We start from the raw sequence: 17,580 nt of genomic DNA on the forward strand, positions 1-17,580 counted from the left end.
TAGGAGAAAAAAATTGAAAAAAGTAGATATTAAAAAAAAGATTGATAATTACAAAAAGAATAAAGGTAAATTTTGTTATATAGAGAATCGAAGAAAGAAAAAGATACAAAAAAACTATTTTGTATTAGAGTCCACTCACGGTGATTCGGTAGGGGGACATATTTTTTATCTTATTGATGAAATTCAAAAACAGGTTGAAAAAAGTAAAATTTTCATCGTTTCTAAACAACCAGACAAGCATAAAAAATTGCTTGATGAAAAAGGGATTTCTAACATTCATATGGTGAAACATTTATCAGAAGAATATTATGAATTGATGGCGGTTTCTGAGTATTTAATCAATGATACAACATTTTATCCATTCTTCAGTAAAAGAGAAGGACAAAAATATTATATTATTTGGCATGGTACACCATTAAAAAATATGGGGAAAGATATGGAAGTAGTCGTAGATGTTGCTAATGTCCAACGAAACTTCTATATGGCTGACAAAATCATTGTAAGTAATGAACATACTAAAGACGTTTTAGTGGATTCACATAATTTAAAAAATATCTATCCTGGTAAAGTAGTTGTCGGACCATCACCTAGAAATAGCGTGTTTTATAATCAGGAATTACGAGAAGTTATTAGAAAAAACTTAGGTCTAGAGAATAAAAAAGTGATAAGTTACATGCCGACATGGAGAGGAACAGTAGGTAAGGTAAAAAAATCAACAGAAGTCGAAAAAATGCTCAACTACTTAGATAAATTTTTAGATGACAATACTATATTATTTGTTAAACTTCATGATTTCGAAAAAAATAGTATAAAAAATACGTATAGAAATATTCGTTTCTTCCCAGAAAACTTTGAAACATATGAATTCTTAACTGCTACAGACGCTTTAATAACAGACTATTCATCAGTGATGTACGATTATTTGAACATGGATAAACCTGTCATTCTATATACATATGACTTAGATGAATACGCCAATACTAGAGGAATGTATGAGGATTTAACAGATTATCCATTTATTAATACAGATACCTTAGAAGAATTAGAAAAGGTTATTAATAAAATTGAACCAACCACTGATTACACTGAAATGAAAAATAGATTCACTAAATACGATAGCCAAGCAGGCGCCTATAAAATAACTAAAAATATATTGAATGATTATACGGATGATTCAATTATAGAATATGATATACACAACGGAAAAGAAACTGTAGCCATTCTTAGCGGGGGCTTTTGGAATAATGGTGTAACGACGGCACTTATCAATACTTTGGAAAATGTTGACACCTCTCAACGAAACTATATATGCTTTTTTGAAAAATCTAAGGTGAAACCAGAGCACTATTATAGATTACTAAATCTTCCAGAAAATGTACTTTTTTATCCTACAACTGGGGAATTAAATGGTAATTTATATGATCGAATGCTAGTTAAAAAGTATTTATGGGATGAAAATTATTCTGCAAAAGCTAGGAAAAACCAGTTAAAACGCCTTTATAGAGAAGAATTCAAACGATTATTCGGTGATGTAAAAATAGATTGGATGATTCATTATACTGGTTTTGAACGAAAAGAAGCTGAGATGATGAGACATATAGATGCTAAAACAGCTATATGGGTGCATACTGATATGTTTGAAGAATATAAAGCCAAACGTAATTTTAGTAAAAAAATTGTATTTGGCGCATATAAAGATGTAGATAAGATTGTTTTGGTACATAATAATTTAAGAGAGAATCTAGTGAACAATATCAAAGGTATTAGTCATAAAATGACAACTGTGAATAATTTCTTAGGAGAAAATAGAACTCGAAATCTTGGTAATGAAGATTTGTTTGAATCATTAGAGGGTGTTAAGGTCGATTATTCTTTTAATGACAATGCATATAAATCTAAGAACCAAATTCATCTAGAGAACTTTAAAGATGAAATTCAAACTCTATTAAATGAAATTAAAAATAAGAAAAATATAAACTATAAGTTAGTCATAGATAAAATTATTGAAATTAGCTCAACATACAAGCTTAGTGACTATTTAACTCATGTCGTTAATAAAGAGGTTGAAATGATTAATGAGTCTATACACAGACTTCAAGGTATATTTAATGATAATGAAGATTTGGTATATGAACTAGCATTTGAAGAGTTTGTATCAGCTATACTTCCTACATTAAAAGATAAAGAAGACGAACTGCACTTTGATTTTCCTGAGTTAAACGATCGAATAGAACAATATAGAGATAGTGAAATCGATGAAAATGAAGATTTGAGTAATGATGCAATTAACCAACCTCGACAACAACTATCTCCAAAAGTTGAAAAATTAATTTTAGATAGCTATCAAACTTTAAAAAGAGAAAAAGATTTATTAGCTAAATATGATCATTTATTTGGTAAACAGTTTGAAAAAGTGTCTAACTATATGAATCACTCAGTTTTAGATAATGAAAATCAGTTATCTAAAAAACCAATATTTGATTTTTACAATCACTTTAGAATTTCTAAAGTGAAACTTTTAAATGCTATATATGATGAAAATATTAAGGTTTACATTAATATAGGACGATATGATTATCAAAAAGGACACGATAAATTAATTGAGGCATTCGAAGATTTATATGAAATCAATCAAAATATATTCTTAGTTTTAGTTTGTCCGCATGGTCCACTAAAAAGTAAAACGATTAATAGTGTTAGAAATTCATCGGCTAGGGAAAGCATCGTCATTTTAGGTGGGATGAATAATCCATACCCACTATTATCGAATTGTGATGCATTTGTATTATCATCAAATTACGAGGGATTAGGATTAGTTGTATACGAAGCATTAGCGCTAGAAACAGATGTAATCACTGTAGACCTTCCGGAAACAATTCAATACTTAGAAGAAGATCAAGCCATTATTGTAGATAACAATGCGAAAGGAATCTATAACGGTTTATATAAACATAGATATAATCAATATGAAATTAAACCATTTAATTTCGAACCATTTAGACAATCGTCTATTAAGGAATTTGAAGAAGTCTTTAAATAATTCATATAGACGTACAGGCATTGCTAACCATCAACTAGGAAAGATAGGTCTCCGATTATCAAGTTATTGTTACATTAAATGTATCAATATATTTAGTGTAAAGGAGAATAAATATGAAGTTAATTCGATGGTCAGGTCTCGTATTAATTTGTACTTTAACTGTGATACCGATGAATGGTTTAGCACATGCCCAAACTAATCAAACAAATATGTCATCAGTACATACTGATATCCATGATACTCAGTTTGAAAAATCTGGAAATGTCGGTAATCACGCACAATTTTTACTTGATGAATCGTTTCTAAAATCACTAGATAAAGGAACTGTTTCATTTAATGGTTACCAAGTTGTATCAAATGATGATGGAAAATCAACATATAACAAGCAAGTGTTTGATCAAGATATCACAGTTATTGATTCCCATTCAGCATCGAGTGTGAGATTTTCAGTAGCAAATCCAAGTGTGTCATTACAACAGATGAAGGACGTATATGATGCATCAAAGCTAAAACATATCCCTCATACAAGTAATGATGCACAATATCCTGATGATGGTACTTATGTTTATCAAGGTGATGCTACGCGATTACAATTTGTAGTTAAAAAGGGCTATGTATCAACTGTAACAGTCGGTCAAGTGAATACAGAAGGATAAAGTAAGGGTAAGTGTGCGGTTTGTCTAAGGGTAGATAATTATACTTTTAAAAGAAATCTAAATGAAGAAACATAAATATAAAATCCTCAACTTGTGGTATCAACACTATTGAAAAGTGTGAATCAATCATCACTCTATATTCAATGGTGTTCATCCATTTAAGTTGAGGATATTTTTTATAATGCTTCTTTGAGTGCTTCTTTCATAGCGACATAAGCATAGTTACCAAAGTCTGCTTGTGCACTTTCAAACGGAGCGCCATTAACACTCACTACTTCATGATTTTTATCTTTATCATACTTAACAGGTGAGAAATTAAAATAAGCTAAATAGTTAGAATCGGCTTTTTCGTCTTTTTCCTTTTCACCTTTAACTAATATTGACACATTAGTAACTGGAAGTGCTTCATAATTCATTTGAGCTACACTATATGGTACAGGTTTTGATTGGTTAAGTTTTAATAATTGGTTTAAATTTTTAACTTTAGTGAAATCTTTATTTTCTACAGCATCACTGAAACTTACATGATATAGACCTGGTTCAACAGAAGCATAAATAAGTTTACCGTCTTTATATTTAGTCATGATTTCAGTATAATATTCTGGGTAATTAGTGTTGCCGACTTTTTTACCAGAGCCAGTGACATACCAATAATTAACTTGCTTAATACCATCTTCGCCTGCATCCATTTTTTGACGTTTTACATCTTTTTTATCTTTGAAAAATGCATCAACATCGTCTAATGAAGAACCCTTAGATTCTTTAGTATATTTATAATCAGCAAGCTTTACTTTATCCATTAATTTCTTATAATCTTTCCAACCTTGTATTCCTTTTTGATTAGTAAAAGTTTTATCTGTCATTATTGGATCTAATTTATTAAGCATAGAGATTGGTTTTTGTTTATTATACTTTTTCTTAGCTTCTTCATACGCTTCACTATTGTCATCGTATTCTTTAAAACGTTCACTTTTACTTTTAGCTTTAGATTCTGATTTTTTCTCATCATTTTTATGTGAATCTTTATCATTATTACTATTGCTACAACCTGCTAAACATAATACTAAGGCTAAAATAAATACACTAATTAATTTTTTCATAATAAATTCTCCTTTAACTATGTTTTAAGTTAATGCATTATTATATTTTTCATAAGCCATCCCTTTGTCTTCAAGAACATGACGATAAAAAGGATTTTGACCGATAATTTTAATGTGGTCAGCTAACACTTCAACCTCATCCAAGTGATGTGTGGTCATAATAATTAAACATTGAGATTTTAATTGTTCTAATAAATGATGGATATCATATCTAGATTCGAGATCGATACCTACAGTTGGTTCGTCTAGAATTAAAATCTTAGGTTGGCTAAGTAGTCCGATTAATATATTGATTTTTCTTTTATTACCACCAGATAGCTTCGAAACTTTAGCTTTGGTTTCATCAAAATTAAGTTGTTTTAAATAACTTTGAATCGTCTCTTCTGATATTGGATGTTCACATAATGATTTGAAAAATTGAATATTCTCTTCAACAGTCATATGTTCAAATAATGCGATGTCTTGTGGTACATAACCCACTAATTGTCTGATTTGACGCTTAGTTAATGACTTTCCAAAATATTGAATACTACCTGCATCGACTTTTTCAATACCAGCAATTAAGCGCAATAACGTAGACTTACCGGCACCATTTTCACCTAATAGAATCGTGATGAGATTGTTCTGAAATGACATATTTAGTGAATCGAAAATGTGTTTCTTCTTATAATGTTTTGCTACGTCTTGAATGTCTATCATGTATATCACACTCCTTTATAATTGAATCCATATATAAATCACACTTACTACCATGGCATACACAATCGCCATAAATAGACGATGACTTAAGACATTTACTTTAAATAGAAGTAATGCCATACCGAACTCGTAAACTACTAATATAATGATTGATTTCAAGTAAAACCATATACTCAAAGGTTGGTGCATGCCTATACTAATGAGCACTAATATACAAAATAGAATAATGACATGTGTAATGATATAGGTACTATAAAGTTTGAGTTGACTATGATGAGTCAGAAATAATCGATGAAGTGGTGCATCTTGCTTAAGACGTTGATGTAATAGAATTTGAATCACACTGACCCATATCACAACGGCAAATACAATGCCGATAGAGATAGATTGATTGGCATTATGATTGATTGCATGCGTAGTCATTTGTGATTTGGGTGTGTCTTTGTTGTATTGCTTTTGAATGTCTGACATTGTTTTAGGTTGTTTTATATCACTTAAATGTTCATATATAATATTTGGAATTTGTTGTTCATATAAGGAGCGACTTATGATTTCAATGGCTATACTACCTATGAAATCATCACGTCCATATAATGGCAGGGCAGCCTTTAAATTGTTGTCTTTAAGTTTACGATCAAAGTCTTTAGGAATTTGTAGGCTTGCCATGACTTCCTTTTTCTTTACTAAATCATCGATATAAAAGTCGTCTTCAGATAATTGACGAACATCAACATATTTACTTTGATTAATTTGATGTATGAGTTGCTTAGAGGATTGGGTATGACTCATATCTTGTACTGCTATTGGAATTTTAAACGTTTGGTTTGCAGATTTTTGACCTAACCATAAGGCAGTTAATGTTAAGACAATCGTCAATATCAAGATCAAATAAGCTAGCCATTGATTTTTAATCACAAGTTGAATATAAGGTTTCATCGGCGGTACCTCCAAACAAGTACAAGTATTAACATCACAATCAATACAACCAAACTAGAATAAAAAGCAGGGTGTGTATCTAAAATATAATTATTTAATGTAATTTCTAGCATTTGATTAGTGACTAAACTAAATGGTTGACCGACTATCATATTGTTAAATATATGTTGGAAGAAAATGGTTGGGACAGTGATACCAGAAAATCCAATAATTATGATGCTTAAACCGACTTTTAATAGTAGATTCAACCATGATTTAGCTAATAAATCGATTATGATTAAGCATAAGATCATCATTGTTACAAAGTATAGTAATTCAATAGTTACGGTAGGCCAATTGTAATTTCTAAAGGGACTATCTAGTGCATGATGAATCCAAATAAATCCTATAGCTGACCATAGTAACGTGTAAAACCAAGCGATAAACCCACGGACAAGTGTGAGTTTCTCATAGGAAAAGTGAAACATTTGTAATCGCTCTTTTAATGCAGATTCTTGGTTCATTTTAAGTACAGTATAGAGTGATAGACATAGGATATATATTGAAAGTAAATAACCAGTCACCACATAATAACTACCAGTGTCATAGATATTGATAGGTTCATAATCGAAGGCACCAGTACGATTGAGACCTGTAAATAGCATGTCAGTCATTGTCATTAATGTCTCATTGTCAGAAGGTTTATCCGCAAGATGACTGAAACTCAAAATGCCACCCATCGACAACATTAAGCGATCATACACAGAATGAGTGAGTTGGTTAATGACTACACTTTTAGTGGACTGTTTGTCATATGTATAAACTGAAATAGGAAGACTACCGTTTTTATAAAAAGCCTTTGTCATACCTTTATCAAAGACGAAATAGCCCTGTAATTTCTGTTGTTGCAACAATTGATGCGCTTGATGTTCATCATATTTTTTCAAAGAGACGTTTTTTCCTAAGTGACTCCCTTTACCGACAGACCCTAAAATAAGTTGAGTTTCTTTGGAGTGATCCTTGTCGACGATACCTATCTTGAAAGATGATTGATCTTGGTTAAGTTGTTGTAGAATTGTTAGTGTCGTGATTAAAGCCATAATCATCAGTAATAAATATAAAAATAAATACCACTTCTTCAATAAAAAAGAGTGGTAGATGTGAAACAATTTTAGTATTTTCAAATAACCACTCCTATTAAATGATATGAAAAATGGGGTGGAAATTATGTCCCACCCCATATGGTTGTAATGGCTACGATATCCTATATTGAAATGGATAGGGGTATGAGCCAATCAATAGTTTGAAAATGTATTTGATATATCATTCTCTAGCTACTTAATCTTCTAATTTTTTAGTTATTTTTTTGAAATTATCTTTATAACTTTTATTGATTTCTTTGGCTAGTTTTTCTTTGTCTTTTTCAGATAAATCATTAAAATCTTTAGCACCTTTTGTATCAAAGTCAATTTTTTCTTTTAATTTGGTATCTGCATTTAAAATGATGTTAATAGGTTCATTTTCTATTTTAAACTCTACATTAAGCTTCTGTTTTTGTTGATTATTCTTTGTATCAGTATCTAAATTATTTTCATAGTCAATATCATAGTTATCTGTACCATCATCTATAGTTACAGTACCAGCATCTTTTCGTTTTGAATCGCTTTGACTTTCCTTATTATCGATATCAACTGTATAACGATCATAATCTATACTGCTTGTTAATGTGTATTTATCTTTGTAGTTATCATCTTTCTTTTTAGATGTACCATTAATCTCAAATGTATTATCATTACCAGACACTTTGTAATCCACTTTTAAATCATCATCAATTTTATTTGTACCTTTGATAGTGATTTTTTTGTCATCTGAATCAGTAATAGTAATATCTCGTTTTAATATTTGGTGCTTTTCTTGATAAATTTTAGATTCGATTTTAGGGAAATCTTTATCTTGAGCATCCTGTACATCTTTGAGTGCATCTTTAATTGATTTGTTATAATCTTTTTCATTCATATTTGAAAGACGCAAAAGTTCATTGTCATTTTTAGCTTTTTTTAATGCTGCTACTGTTATTTTCTTAGCTTTTTCTCTACTGATAGTTAATGTAACAGGTTTAATCTTTTTAGATTCGCCGTCAATTTTGACCTTTTTTTTATCGCCTTTTTTAAAGTCATCATCATCTAATTGATCTGTGATTAAATCAGTATAACGTTCAGTTACTTTATCCATATCATCTTGACGTGTGTGTAATACGCCTAGTTGATTGTTCAAATTGAAATTAACATTTGAATAGCCTTTATCTTTAAGTTCAGATGGGTCAACACCTTGCAATTCAGCTAATCCATCAATAATTTCATTATTTTTGATACTATAAATACCTTTGAAGTAAGGTGATTGGTAATATTGATTTTGATCATCGGCACTGGCTTGGAATTTACCGATTTCTTCATCTACGATTGTAGGTGACATATTGACGATACTTTTCTTACTTTTAGGATCGTGGCCAATGGTACCTTCAAGTTTTGTACCATCTACTACAGATTTAGGTAAGCCAAGATCTTCGATAAAATCTTTAGAGGCATCTGCACTAATTTCGAATTTAGATAAGAATGAATTATCGTTATATTTTTCTTGGAATTTCATTTCATTTTCAAAACGATCATTTACATATGAATTTAAGTTTTTAGCTGTTTTCTTTTCACTTAATAAATATGTATTTTTGGGTGTGTTAGTAATAAATGCATATACACCCCAAGCTATTCCCAGTACAAGTAATAATCCGACCACGATAGGTAAGATGATTTTAAGTTTTTTCGACATATCGTATCCTCCCAAAATTTGCTATAATCCCCCAATTAGAATTGAACTATTTAACAAAAGTGACTAAATAATTGCGAACAATTTATTCAGCCACTTTACTTGTATTATTTTAACTTGATTTCTTTTTTAGCAAGATTATCGTTGCTATAATCGTTAGGATCTTTAACCTGTAATGTTACTGGTGTTTTAGTATCTTTTAATTTAAAGAATTTAACTGCTTTAACTTTACCACCTTTATTGATTTCGTCAGTATCGTTATCGCCGTATTTTCTATCTAATTTACTATCATAAGCATCCCCAGTTTCTAATTTTCTTTTTACATCTTTAGAATCTTGGTATGCTTCAAAGCTTTGACTGAATGCTGATGATGCTGTTACATCTTCTTTATCAGTTTTCTTTTTAACACCATAAACAATGGCAATATTTGGTTTATCATCATCTGCATATTTACTTGCATCAACGATTTCAGTATCTAAAATTTCAATGTCAAAATCTTTACTCGTTAATTTATCATTTTCGAATTTAGAGTCAGATTTCTTTTTATCATCGTCAGAAGAATCAACTTTAACAGAATCAGTATTACCAGAATCTTTCTTGCTTTCAGATGATTTGTTTGATGAATCACTATCTGATGAGTCTTTAGAAGAATCATCTTTACTACCACAAGCGCCTAAGATTAAAACTGACGCAAATAGTAAAGCTAATAATTTTTTCATAGTCACAACCTCCAAAATTTTATAAAAGTAAAAGTATGTAATAAAACATTCAAGTTTTAATATTAAATGTATATTAAAATAATGAATATTTATGGTAAATAGTATAGCATTTATTAGATATAATAGTAATACTTTTATTTGAAAATATTTAGTTTAAAATATATAGATGAACAGTATATTTACATGGATTATGATTAATTAAATTTTTGCATAGTTGTAATACCAAATTGTTTTAAAAGCACAATTATCTAATAGAGTTAAATTGAATTTTGTCTAATAATATTAAGAGTTAGTAAAAAATAAAAAGTAATGCAGAGGAGAAGTAATGAAAAACATAAAGAAAATAAATATCAAAGTCACATTGATAAAGTAATGGAAATACAACAAGAAACACATAAAGAAATGGTAAAAAAAGATGATGAATTCATACCAGAATTTGATAAAGATAAAGTAAACACATACGTATTTGATGAAGGTAAACTTATTATAATAAGTTATAAAGCATTCAAAAATAGTGGTAATCTGTTTTTTATACCTTATGTATTTAAAGATGACAAAATATACTATAAAGAGCACTTCGACGCAGAAACATATGTTAAAGAACATAAAGCTGATTATAAAGATATCAAAGTAAACTGAATTATAGGAGAGAGAAAATGGAAAAATTAATTAAAGTGACGTCTTTAATTGGCGTTATCATTCAAAGCTTTTTAACATTATTGTTTTTATTATTTTTAATTTTATCAGCTACAGGCATTATACAACCGGATTTAACTACAACAGTTAATGGAAAGGTAACAGTACAAAGTCCAGAAACAGCTCAAGCAACATTCGTTACGGTATTTGCCATTTTCTTTGTAATTTCATTAGTTTCAGATTTATTAGGTATTTTCGCTATGAAAAAGTTATTTGTGAATAATAAAATGAGTGGTATTTTGCATATTATTGGGGCAGTTATCAGTGCTAATTTATTAACATTTATTGCTTGGTTAATCAGTGGTATTTCTATTTTAAGATATAATAAAACAGGAAAAGAAGTGTCGTAGAATGAAATATGTTTGGTGGATACTTTTAACAATTGCTGGAATTTTAAGTTTAATAAGTGTTTATGGATTTATTCTATGTGTAGGTAGCTTTGGAATGGTAGCACTGAATGTCATGTGGTTATTTGTCTACACACCACATAAAAATTCAAAAGCACTTGAATCTGTTTCAAAACCAACAATATATTTGTCAATCATTGGAACATACGCTGTCATAACGTTGATGTCTATTCTATTTTACTTTGTAATGAAAACTGATTTTATGGAAATAGGTTTAAAATTATATGGAGAAACATTTAATATAATAGGATTACCATTATTTATCATTGGCATTGTTTTATTTACTATTGGTACATGGTTTGTATATAAAATACAACAATCACGATTAAGACAATAAAATGAATAGAATGTGAATTAGGACGTTACATAGCATAGGGATGGAGAGAGATGGAAATGAATTTACAAAAAAGATCAATAGAATCAATTCAACATTCACATTTAATAGGATTATCATTAGTGAATTTCATTATTTTTGCATTGTATTATTTTATATATGCAGGTCCAGGTATAAAAGGGAATATACCTTTATATATGAAAATATATTTAATAGGTTCGTTATTATTATGGTTGATTCTTTATTTACAAGAGCGAGAATATATTTTTAAAAATTTTAACCGGAGTAATTATAAAATCAGAGTCGTAACATATATGACCATCAACCTTCTTTCAGGGTACAACATTCCATTTTTAATTAGTTCCGCTTATGCTTTTTATTTTGGAGATTCTCGAGAAGACACTTTTACTTATTGGTTATTAATTTGCGGACTCATAATAGTTTCTGCTATAGGTCTATTCTTCTTTTGTTTAGGAGAATTTGAAATGTTTGGTATCCAAAGCGGTAGTTTTATTAGAATGTTTGGAATTCTAGTTATCTTATTATCATTTGGACTATTGTTATATGTATCATTAATTGTTCCGGTTGATTCTGAAGAAAATAGAACGATTTGGATGGGGATGATAATGCTCTTTTGTAGTCATTTGTTAATTGGACGAACATATTTTTATCTTGGTCTGTTAGAATATGATATTAAGGAAGAAGGATTAAATTTATAGGTATTATAATTATTAAATTTTGAATTCTCAAAGCTTTAAAGGTTAAAAATAGAGTTTTTTAATTAATACATTAACCCTCATACAATAAGAACGCCAACTACCTCAATAAATCAATGGTAGTTGGCTTTTTTGATATTTAGCAATAGTAATTAAGACAGATTTCTCAATGATATGATGGCATATGGGGATGACATGTTGCTTTATATTATTTATGATGATGTGACGTCGCTGCTAAAGAAGGCGAATAGGTTTTTAGGTTGATCTGTGTTATCGACATTGCCTTCTAAGAAGTCTGAACCTGGTCCGTATGCGTATGTGTTAACGTCTTCGCCAGTATGACCGTATGTTGTCCAACCTGTTCTTGATTTATCGTTAATAGGTTTTTGGATAGCGTCTTGAAGTTTGCCTTGTTGTTTTTCAATTTTAGGATCGTCTTCATTTTTGGCTTTATCTTTTACATCTTTTAATTTATCTGCTTCGTCTTTGATTTTATCTATTTGTTTAGACTTCACGTCAAAGCCATATCCGTTCTTAATGACTTTTTCTACATCTTCACCCTTTGCAATTTGTTCTGTCATATGTGCACCTGATTTTTTCATTTTATGGATAGCATCTGGGTTCCATTTATATTCCTCGCCACTACCAATTGTCATACCACCAGTTGAATGGTCTGCCGTTGCGATAACTAAAGTATCATCACGATTTTCAGCGTATGACATCGCATTTTCAAATGCTTTGTTGAAACCGTCCATTTCTGACATGACACCTGTGACATCATTAGCGTGGGCTGTTTTATCGATTGAAGCACCTTCTACCATTAAGAAGAAGCCGTTATTATTTTTCTCAAGTTTATTTAATGCACTTTGTTGCATATCAGCTAACATTGGATTTTTCTTAGGTGCATCAATTTGTAGTGGCATATTTTCTTCCGCAAATAGACCTAATACTTGGTCGCTCTTAGAATTAGCTAATTCATTTTTATTTGATACGACGTCATAACCGTCTTTTTTGAATTTTTTATCTAGGTTTCCATTTTCTTTACCAAAGTATTTAGAGCCACCACCAAGAAGTACATCTACTTTATGTTGGCCGTTGATTTTATCATTGTAAAATTGTTTAGCAATTTCATCTTTTTTATCACGGTCGTCAACATGTGCAGCATATGCAGCGGGTGTAGCGTCAGTAATTTCCGCAGTCGAAACTAATCCCGTAGACTTACCGCTTTCTTTTGCTTGTTCTAATACTGTTTTTTGAGCTTGTTTGTTATTATCTACACCGATAGCACCATTAAATGTTTTCTTACCAGTACTAAGTGCTGTACCAGCAGCTGCTGAGTCGGTAATATTTTCTTTATCATCATCGTTATGTACGCGCATTGTTCCTTTAAGATAGTTGTCGAAAGCTGTTTTATCCATCTCTTTAGTTTTAGGATTATCAGCGTAGTAACGGTAGGCTGTATTAAATGATGGTCCCATGCCATCCCCAATTAAGAAGATTACATTCTTAGGATTTTTAGTATTACCCATGGCAATGGCTTCGCTATTGTTAGTATTTTGACTATCGGGTGCTTGACCACCTGCTGAAGCTAGTGTTGGATGACTTGTGCTAAATAAAGTCGTCGTTAAAATTGAACCTGCGATAGTCATCTTTCCCCATTTTGAATTTAAAAACATATAAACGTTCCTCCCAATATTATATATAATTGTTACATTAATAGAATAAAATAATTAAATTGATTTGAAGTAATTATTAAGTTAATGTTTTGTAAATTTATATTAAATTCTAGGAGTGTAAATATACATTTATATTAATGCATCATTTTATATTTGGTTGTTTTATAAATGATATCAATTGTTATAAATATGATTTGACCAATAATATGAATTACTATCATTTAGTAAAGTATTGAAAATTAAATCAACCCAATTATTCGCGTTATCATTGGGTAAGCGTTATAATTCATTTGATTTAAATATAAATGTAGTTTGAGATGCTTTATATCTCTTGCTGTAAGGAGGCTTTTTATATGACTCAATCTAAACCAGTCATTGCTGTTGAAGAACATTTTGTTATAGAGGAATTAGATTCTTTTAAAGATGAAGATCCTAATGGTCCACATGCGAAAGCGGTAGCACCTATCATGAACCGTTTGAAGAACTTAGGTGACAATCGTATTGCTGAAATGGATGAAGCGGGAGTGGCAAAGCAAATTGTGTCTCTAACTGCACCTGGCACACAACAATTAGAGAGAGATGAGGCAATCCAACTGTCTACTAAGGCAAATAATTTACTTGGTGAAGCAGTTCAAAAGCATCCTGAAAGACTTGCTGGATTCGCAACGCTACCCACCATTGAGCCAGAATTAGCCGCACAAGAATTAGAGCGTACTGTGAATGAATTTGGATTTAAAGGTGCGATTATAAATGGTCATACGTTAGGAGAATATTTAGACCATCCTAAATTTGAAATAATCTTTGAAAAGGCTGAACAATTAAATGTACCTATCTATTTACATCCAGCCATTCCGCCTGACAATGTAATCGATACGTATTACAAAGGTAATTATTCAAGTGATGTGGCAATGCAATTTGCTTCTGCTGGATGGGGTTGGCATATTGAAACAGCTATTCACTTAATTCGCATCGTGTTGAGTGGTACATTTGATAAGTATCCCGATTTAAAAATAGTGACAGGACATAATGGGGAAGGTGTATTATACGCACTTCAAAGATTGGATACTTTAATTCCACCACAATTGTCTCATCTAAAGAAAAAAGTCAGTGATTATCTTAAAGAGAATATTTATTATTCAATTTCTGGTTATACTTATGCACCACCATTTATGCAAATGTATGAACAAATAGGTGCTGATCATATTTTATATTCTAGTGACTATCCATATGTTTCTATGAAGGATACATTAGATTTTGTTAATCAATTAGATATCAGTGAGGAAGATAAAGATAAGATTTTATACAAAAATGCACAGCAATTATTTAATTTATAGAGGAGTATGATATTAATGGATAATCAATTAGAACCACTTAATCCTAAAAAAGTAGCATTTATAGCTGTAGATTTACAGAAAGATTTACCGATGACGTATCATCCCTATCCATACGCTACAATCACTGAAAATGCGGGTAAATTAGCACGTGCATTTGAACAAGCAGGTGCATTGAATGTCTTTTTCAAAGTTGGTACTACAGATGGTAAGGATATGTTAAATCCAATTGCCGATAGAAGTATGGTGGCTAAAGGAGCTGCTGATATGGGTGACCGTCAAAAATTTGATCAGTTAACACCTGAATTAGATTGTATTAAGCATGCACTCCGTATTACAAAACATCAATGGGGTAGCTTTTATGGTACGGAATTAGATTTACAATTAAGACGTCGTGGTATAGATACCATTGTCTTAAGTGGTGTTGCGACAGGTTTCGGTGTAGATACAACAGCTAGAGAAGCGTATCAACATGGGTATCATATTATTTTTGCTGAAGATGCGATGGGCGCATTATCAGCACAAGAATATGAGTATGAAGTAAACTATATATTCCCGTTCATGGGGCGTGTACGTAAAACAGACGACATTATTAACGCAGGTTGGTCAGAATAACGTCAGTCTAAAATAGAATAATGGAGTCAAAACAAAAGTCATTTTTAGTTTTATAGCTAAAGATGGCTTTTATGTGTTTAGTGGAAAATGGCTATCGGGTAGTATGAATGAATAGATGATTCAAATACTAAGGAGAATGATTAATGAAACAAGCACAAGACTTAAAAAAGACATTATTTCAATTAGATGGTCAAAAGTACGGTGCTTATAAACGTATTAAAAATGTCTATGATTTAAATGACTTTCAATTAGCCATTGATCATATACAAGTGGATCCATATGCGCCGCCATCTAAAATAAGATTAATCATTGATAGAGATATTGTAGAGATACCAGATAAATATTTAGATACTGAAGAAAAGCGTGTAGCTGTTGCTGACTTTTTAACAAGAAATGTCACACATGTATTGAAATCGTTAGTTTCTAAATCAAAGGGACAACACAAGCTATTGATCGATCGTTGTGGTCAAGAAATGTTGAAAAGAACATCAGTAGTAATTAACAACAATAATATAGAGGTGCGTCTCGAGGTAGGTCTTCCAGCTGCAGGACGCAAAATATTAGGCAAAGCTGCAGCAATAACACTGACCGAACTATTACCTCAGCTTGTATCTCAAGCACTTAACTATCAACAAATTGATCAAGCATCTTTAAAACAACAGGTTGAATTAAAATTAAATCAAACTTATATTAGAGCGCAACTCGAGCAACAAGGACTTATCGCATTTGTAGCTAATGGTGCCATATTACCGAGGAAAAGTGGTATATCTGATGGACCAATGTCCAAGGCTAAATCATTTATAAGTCCTAAGTCATTTGAGACGACTATGCATGTGCCGTTTGGTGAAGCGGTGAAGGGTATGGGAATACCTAAAGGCATTACTCTTATTGTGGGTGGTGGCTATCATGGTAAGTCAACATTATTACGAGCATTAGAGAGAGGTGTCTATGACCATATTGCAGGTGATGGACGAGAATATGTTATTACCAACGACAGTGCAATGAAGATTCGCGCTGAAGACGGTCGTAGCGTTGAAAAAGTGAATATACAACCATTTATTGATCACCTACCAGGTAAAAAAGACACAAGTCAATTTTCAACAGATAATGCAAGTGGTAGTACATCACAAGCCACCAATGTCATGGAAGCACTTGAAGCACAATCAAAAGTAATGTTAATTGACGAAGATACCTCGGCTACGAATTTTATGATTCGTGATGGCCGTATGCAAAAGTTAATAGCACCCGAGAAAGAACCGATTACACCATTTTCAAATAAAGTGAAGCCATTATATGATGACTATAATGTATCGACTATTTTAATTGTAGGTGGGTCAGGCGATTACTTTGAAGTGGCTGATCAAGTACTGATGATGGATGAATATGTACTCAAAGATGTCACTGAAGAAGCTAAGGCAATAGCACATTCCACCGGATATGAACGTGATGTGATTTCACAACAATCATTTGGTAACATCCCGTCAAGAGTCCCACTTACGTCAAGTTTTACTAAAAAGGGTAAAGACGGTCGATTAAAAGCAAAAGGCCAACATGCAGTGATGTATGGTAAAGAGGCGATTGATATATCTGGGTTAGAACAATTAGTAGATGATAGTCAGACTAATTGTTTGGCAATGATGTTAGATTATATGCAACGTTATAAGGTGAAAAACGAGCAGACGATTGTAGAGATAGTCGATGCAGTTTATCAATTGATAGACGAGCAAGGCTTAGAGGCGATGTCACATCATCAAGGTCATCCAGGTAATTTAGCTTTACCACGTAAACAAGAATTGATAGGTACGTTGAATCGCTATAGAGGGTTGCATGTGAAATGATATAAATGTAATGATGAA

At 31.2% G+C, this 17,580-nt stretch carries 16 protein-coding genes; 9 read left to right on the forward strand and 7 right to left on the reverse strand.

Going from position 1 to position 17,580, the window contains the following annotated elements; translation table 11 throughout:
- Positions 1 to 13 precede the first annotated feature (13 nt).
- A complete protein-coding gene (locus P7F85_RS00720) occupies positions 14 to 3,040 on the forward strand; it encodes a CDP-glycerol glycerophosphotransferase family protein (protein WP_447158551.1) in 3,027 nt (1,008 codons plus the stop codon).
- Between the two features lie 113 nt (positions 3,041 to 3,153).
- Positions 3,154 to 3,696 (forward strand): immunodominant staphylococcal antigen IsaB family protein, encoded by a 543-nt coding sequence (gene isaB / locus P7F85_RS00725; RefSeq protein ID WP_002466691.1) that lies wholly within the window; start codon positions 3,154 to 3,156, stop codon positions 3,694 to 3,696.
- Positions 3,697 to 3,872: 176 nt separating this feature from the next.
- Here the strand turns inward: isaB and P7F85_RS00730 are convergent, their stop codons facing one another.
- From P7F85_RS00730 to P7F85_RS00755, 6 genes are all read right to left on the reverse strand, one after another.
- Complete coding sequence (locus P7F85_RS00730; RefSeq protein ID WP_002466696.1) at positions 3,873 to 4,796, reverse strand: hypothetical protein; 924 nt, start codon at positions 4,794 to 4,796, stop codon at positions 3,873 to 3,875.
- Between the two features lie 24 nt (positions 4,797 to 4,820).
- Entirely contained in the window at positions 4,821 to 5,495 is a 675-nt protein-coding gene (locus P7F85_RS00735; protein ID WP_015364620.1) for an ABC transporter ATP-binding protein, read from the reverse strand.
- A 15-nt stretch (positions 5,496 to 5,510) separates the two neighbouring features.
- Positions 5,511 to 6,431 carry an ABC transporter permease gene (locus tag P7F85_RS00740; protein WP_002466701.1) on the reverse strand — a complete coding sequence of 307 codons (921 nt, stop codon included), beginning with the start codon at positions 6,429 to 6,431 and terminating at the stop codon, positions 5,511 to 5,513.
- On the reverse strand, positions 6,428 to 7,594 hold the full coding sequence (locus P7F85_RS00745; protein WP_015364621.1) for an ABC transporter permease: 1,167 nt from the start codon (positions 7,592 to 7,594) through the stop codon (positions 6,428 to 6,430). The genes P7F85_RS00740 and P7F85_RS00745 overlap by 4 nt, the downstream gene beginning before the upstream one ends.
- 154 nt (positions 7,595 to 7,748) lie before the next feature.
- Positions 7,749 to 9,233 (reverse strand): DUF6583 family protein, encoded by a 1,485-nt coding sequence (locus P7F85_RS00750; protein ID WP_015364622.1) that lies wholly within the window; start codon positions 9,231 to 9,233, stop codon positions 7,749 to 7,751.
- Between the two features lie 104 nt (positions 9,234 to 9,337).
- Complete coding sequence (locus P7F85_RS00755; RefSeq protein ID WP_002466693.1) at positions 9,338 to 9,949, reverse strand: DUF5067 domain-containing protein; 612 nt, start codon at positions 9,947 to 9,949, stop codon at positions 9,338 to 9,340.
- A 309-nt stretch (positions 9,950 to 10,258) separates the two neighbouring features.
- Here P7F85_RS00755 and P7F85_RS00760 point away from each other — a divergent pair, with 309 nt between their 5' ends.
- From P7F85_RS00760 to P7F85_RS00775, 4 genes are read left to right on the forward strand one after another with little or no spacing between them, the layout of a single operon-like run.
- Entirely contained in the window at positions 10,259 to 10,588 is a 330-nt protein-coding gene (locus tag P7F85_RS00760; protein WP_270251645.1) for a cystatin-like fold lipoprotein, read from the forward strand.
- A gap of 17 nt (positions 10,589 to 10,605) precedes the next feature.
- On the forward strand, positions 10,606 to 10,995 hold the full coding sequence (locus P7F85_RS00765; RefSeq protein WP_002466690.1) for a DUF4064 domain-containing protein: 390 nt from the start codon (positions 10,606 to 10,608) through the stop codon (positions 10,993 to 10,995).
- Between the two features lies 1 nt (position 10,996).
- On the forward strand, positions 10,997 to 11,389 hold the full coding sequence (locus P7F85_RS00770; protein ID WP_002466689.1) for a DUF5084 family protein: 393 nt from the start codon (positions 10,997 to 10,999) through the stop codon (positions 11,387 to 11,389).
- A 50-nt stretch (positions 11,390 to 11,439) separates the two neighbouring features.
- Positions 11,440 to 12,105, forward strand: coding sequence for a DUF5079 family protein (locus tag P7F85_RS00775; RefSeq protein ID WP_019236139.1), 666 nt, complete (start codon positions 11,440 to 11,442; stop codon positions 12,103 to 12,105).
- A 209-nt stretch (positions 12,106 to 12,314) separates the two neighbouring features.
- Here P7F85_RS00775 and P7F85_RS00780 read toward each other — a convergent pair whose 3' ends face one another.
- On the reverse strand, positions 12,315 to 13,778 hold the full coding sequence (locus P7F85_RS00780; RefSeq protein ID WP_046464460.1) for an alkaline phosphatase: 1,464 nt from the start codon (positions 13,776 to 13,778) through the stop codon (positions 12,315 to 12,317).
- Between the two features lie 353 nt (positions 13,779 to 14,131).
- Here P7F85_RS00780 and P7F85_RS00785 point away from each other — a divergent pair, with 353 nt between their 5' ends.
- The 3 genes from P7F85_RS00785 (at position 14,132) to P7F85_RS00795 (ending at position 17,562) form a co-directional block, all read left to right on the forward strand.
- On the forward strand, positions 14,132 to 15,112 hold the full coding sequence (locus P7F85_RS00785; protein ID WP_015364625.1) for an amidohydrolase family protein: 981 nt from the start codon (positions 14,132 to 14,134) through the stop codon (positions 15,110 to 15,112).
- 15 nt (positions 15,113 to 15,127) lie between these two features.
- A complete protein-coding gene (locus tag P7F85_RS00790) occupies positions 15,128 to 15,724 on the forward strand; it encodes an isochorismatase family protein (RefSeq protein WP_002466692.1) in 597 nt (198 codons plus the stop codon).
- Between the two features lie 143 nt (positions 15,725 to 15,867).
- A complete protein-coding gene (locus P7F85_RS00795; RefSeq protein WP_002466703.1) occupies positions 15,868 to 17,562 on the forward strand; it encodes an ABC-ATPase domain-containing protein in 1,695 nt (564 codons plus the stop codon).
- Positions 17,563 to 17,580 lie beyond the last annotated feature (18 nt).

Source organism: Staphylococcus sp. aM (genome assembly GCF_052975125.1).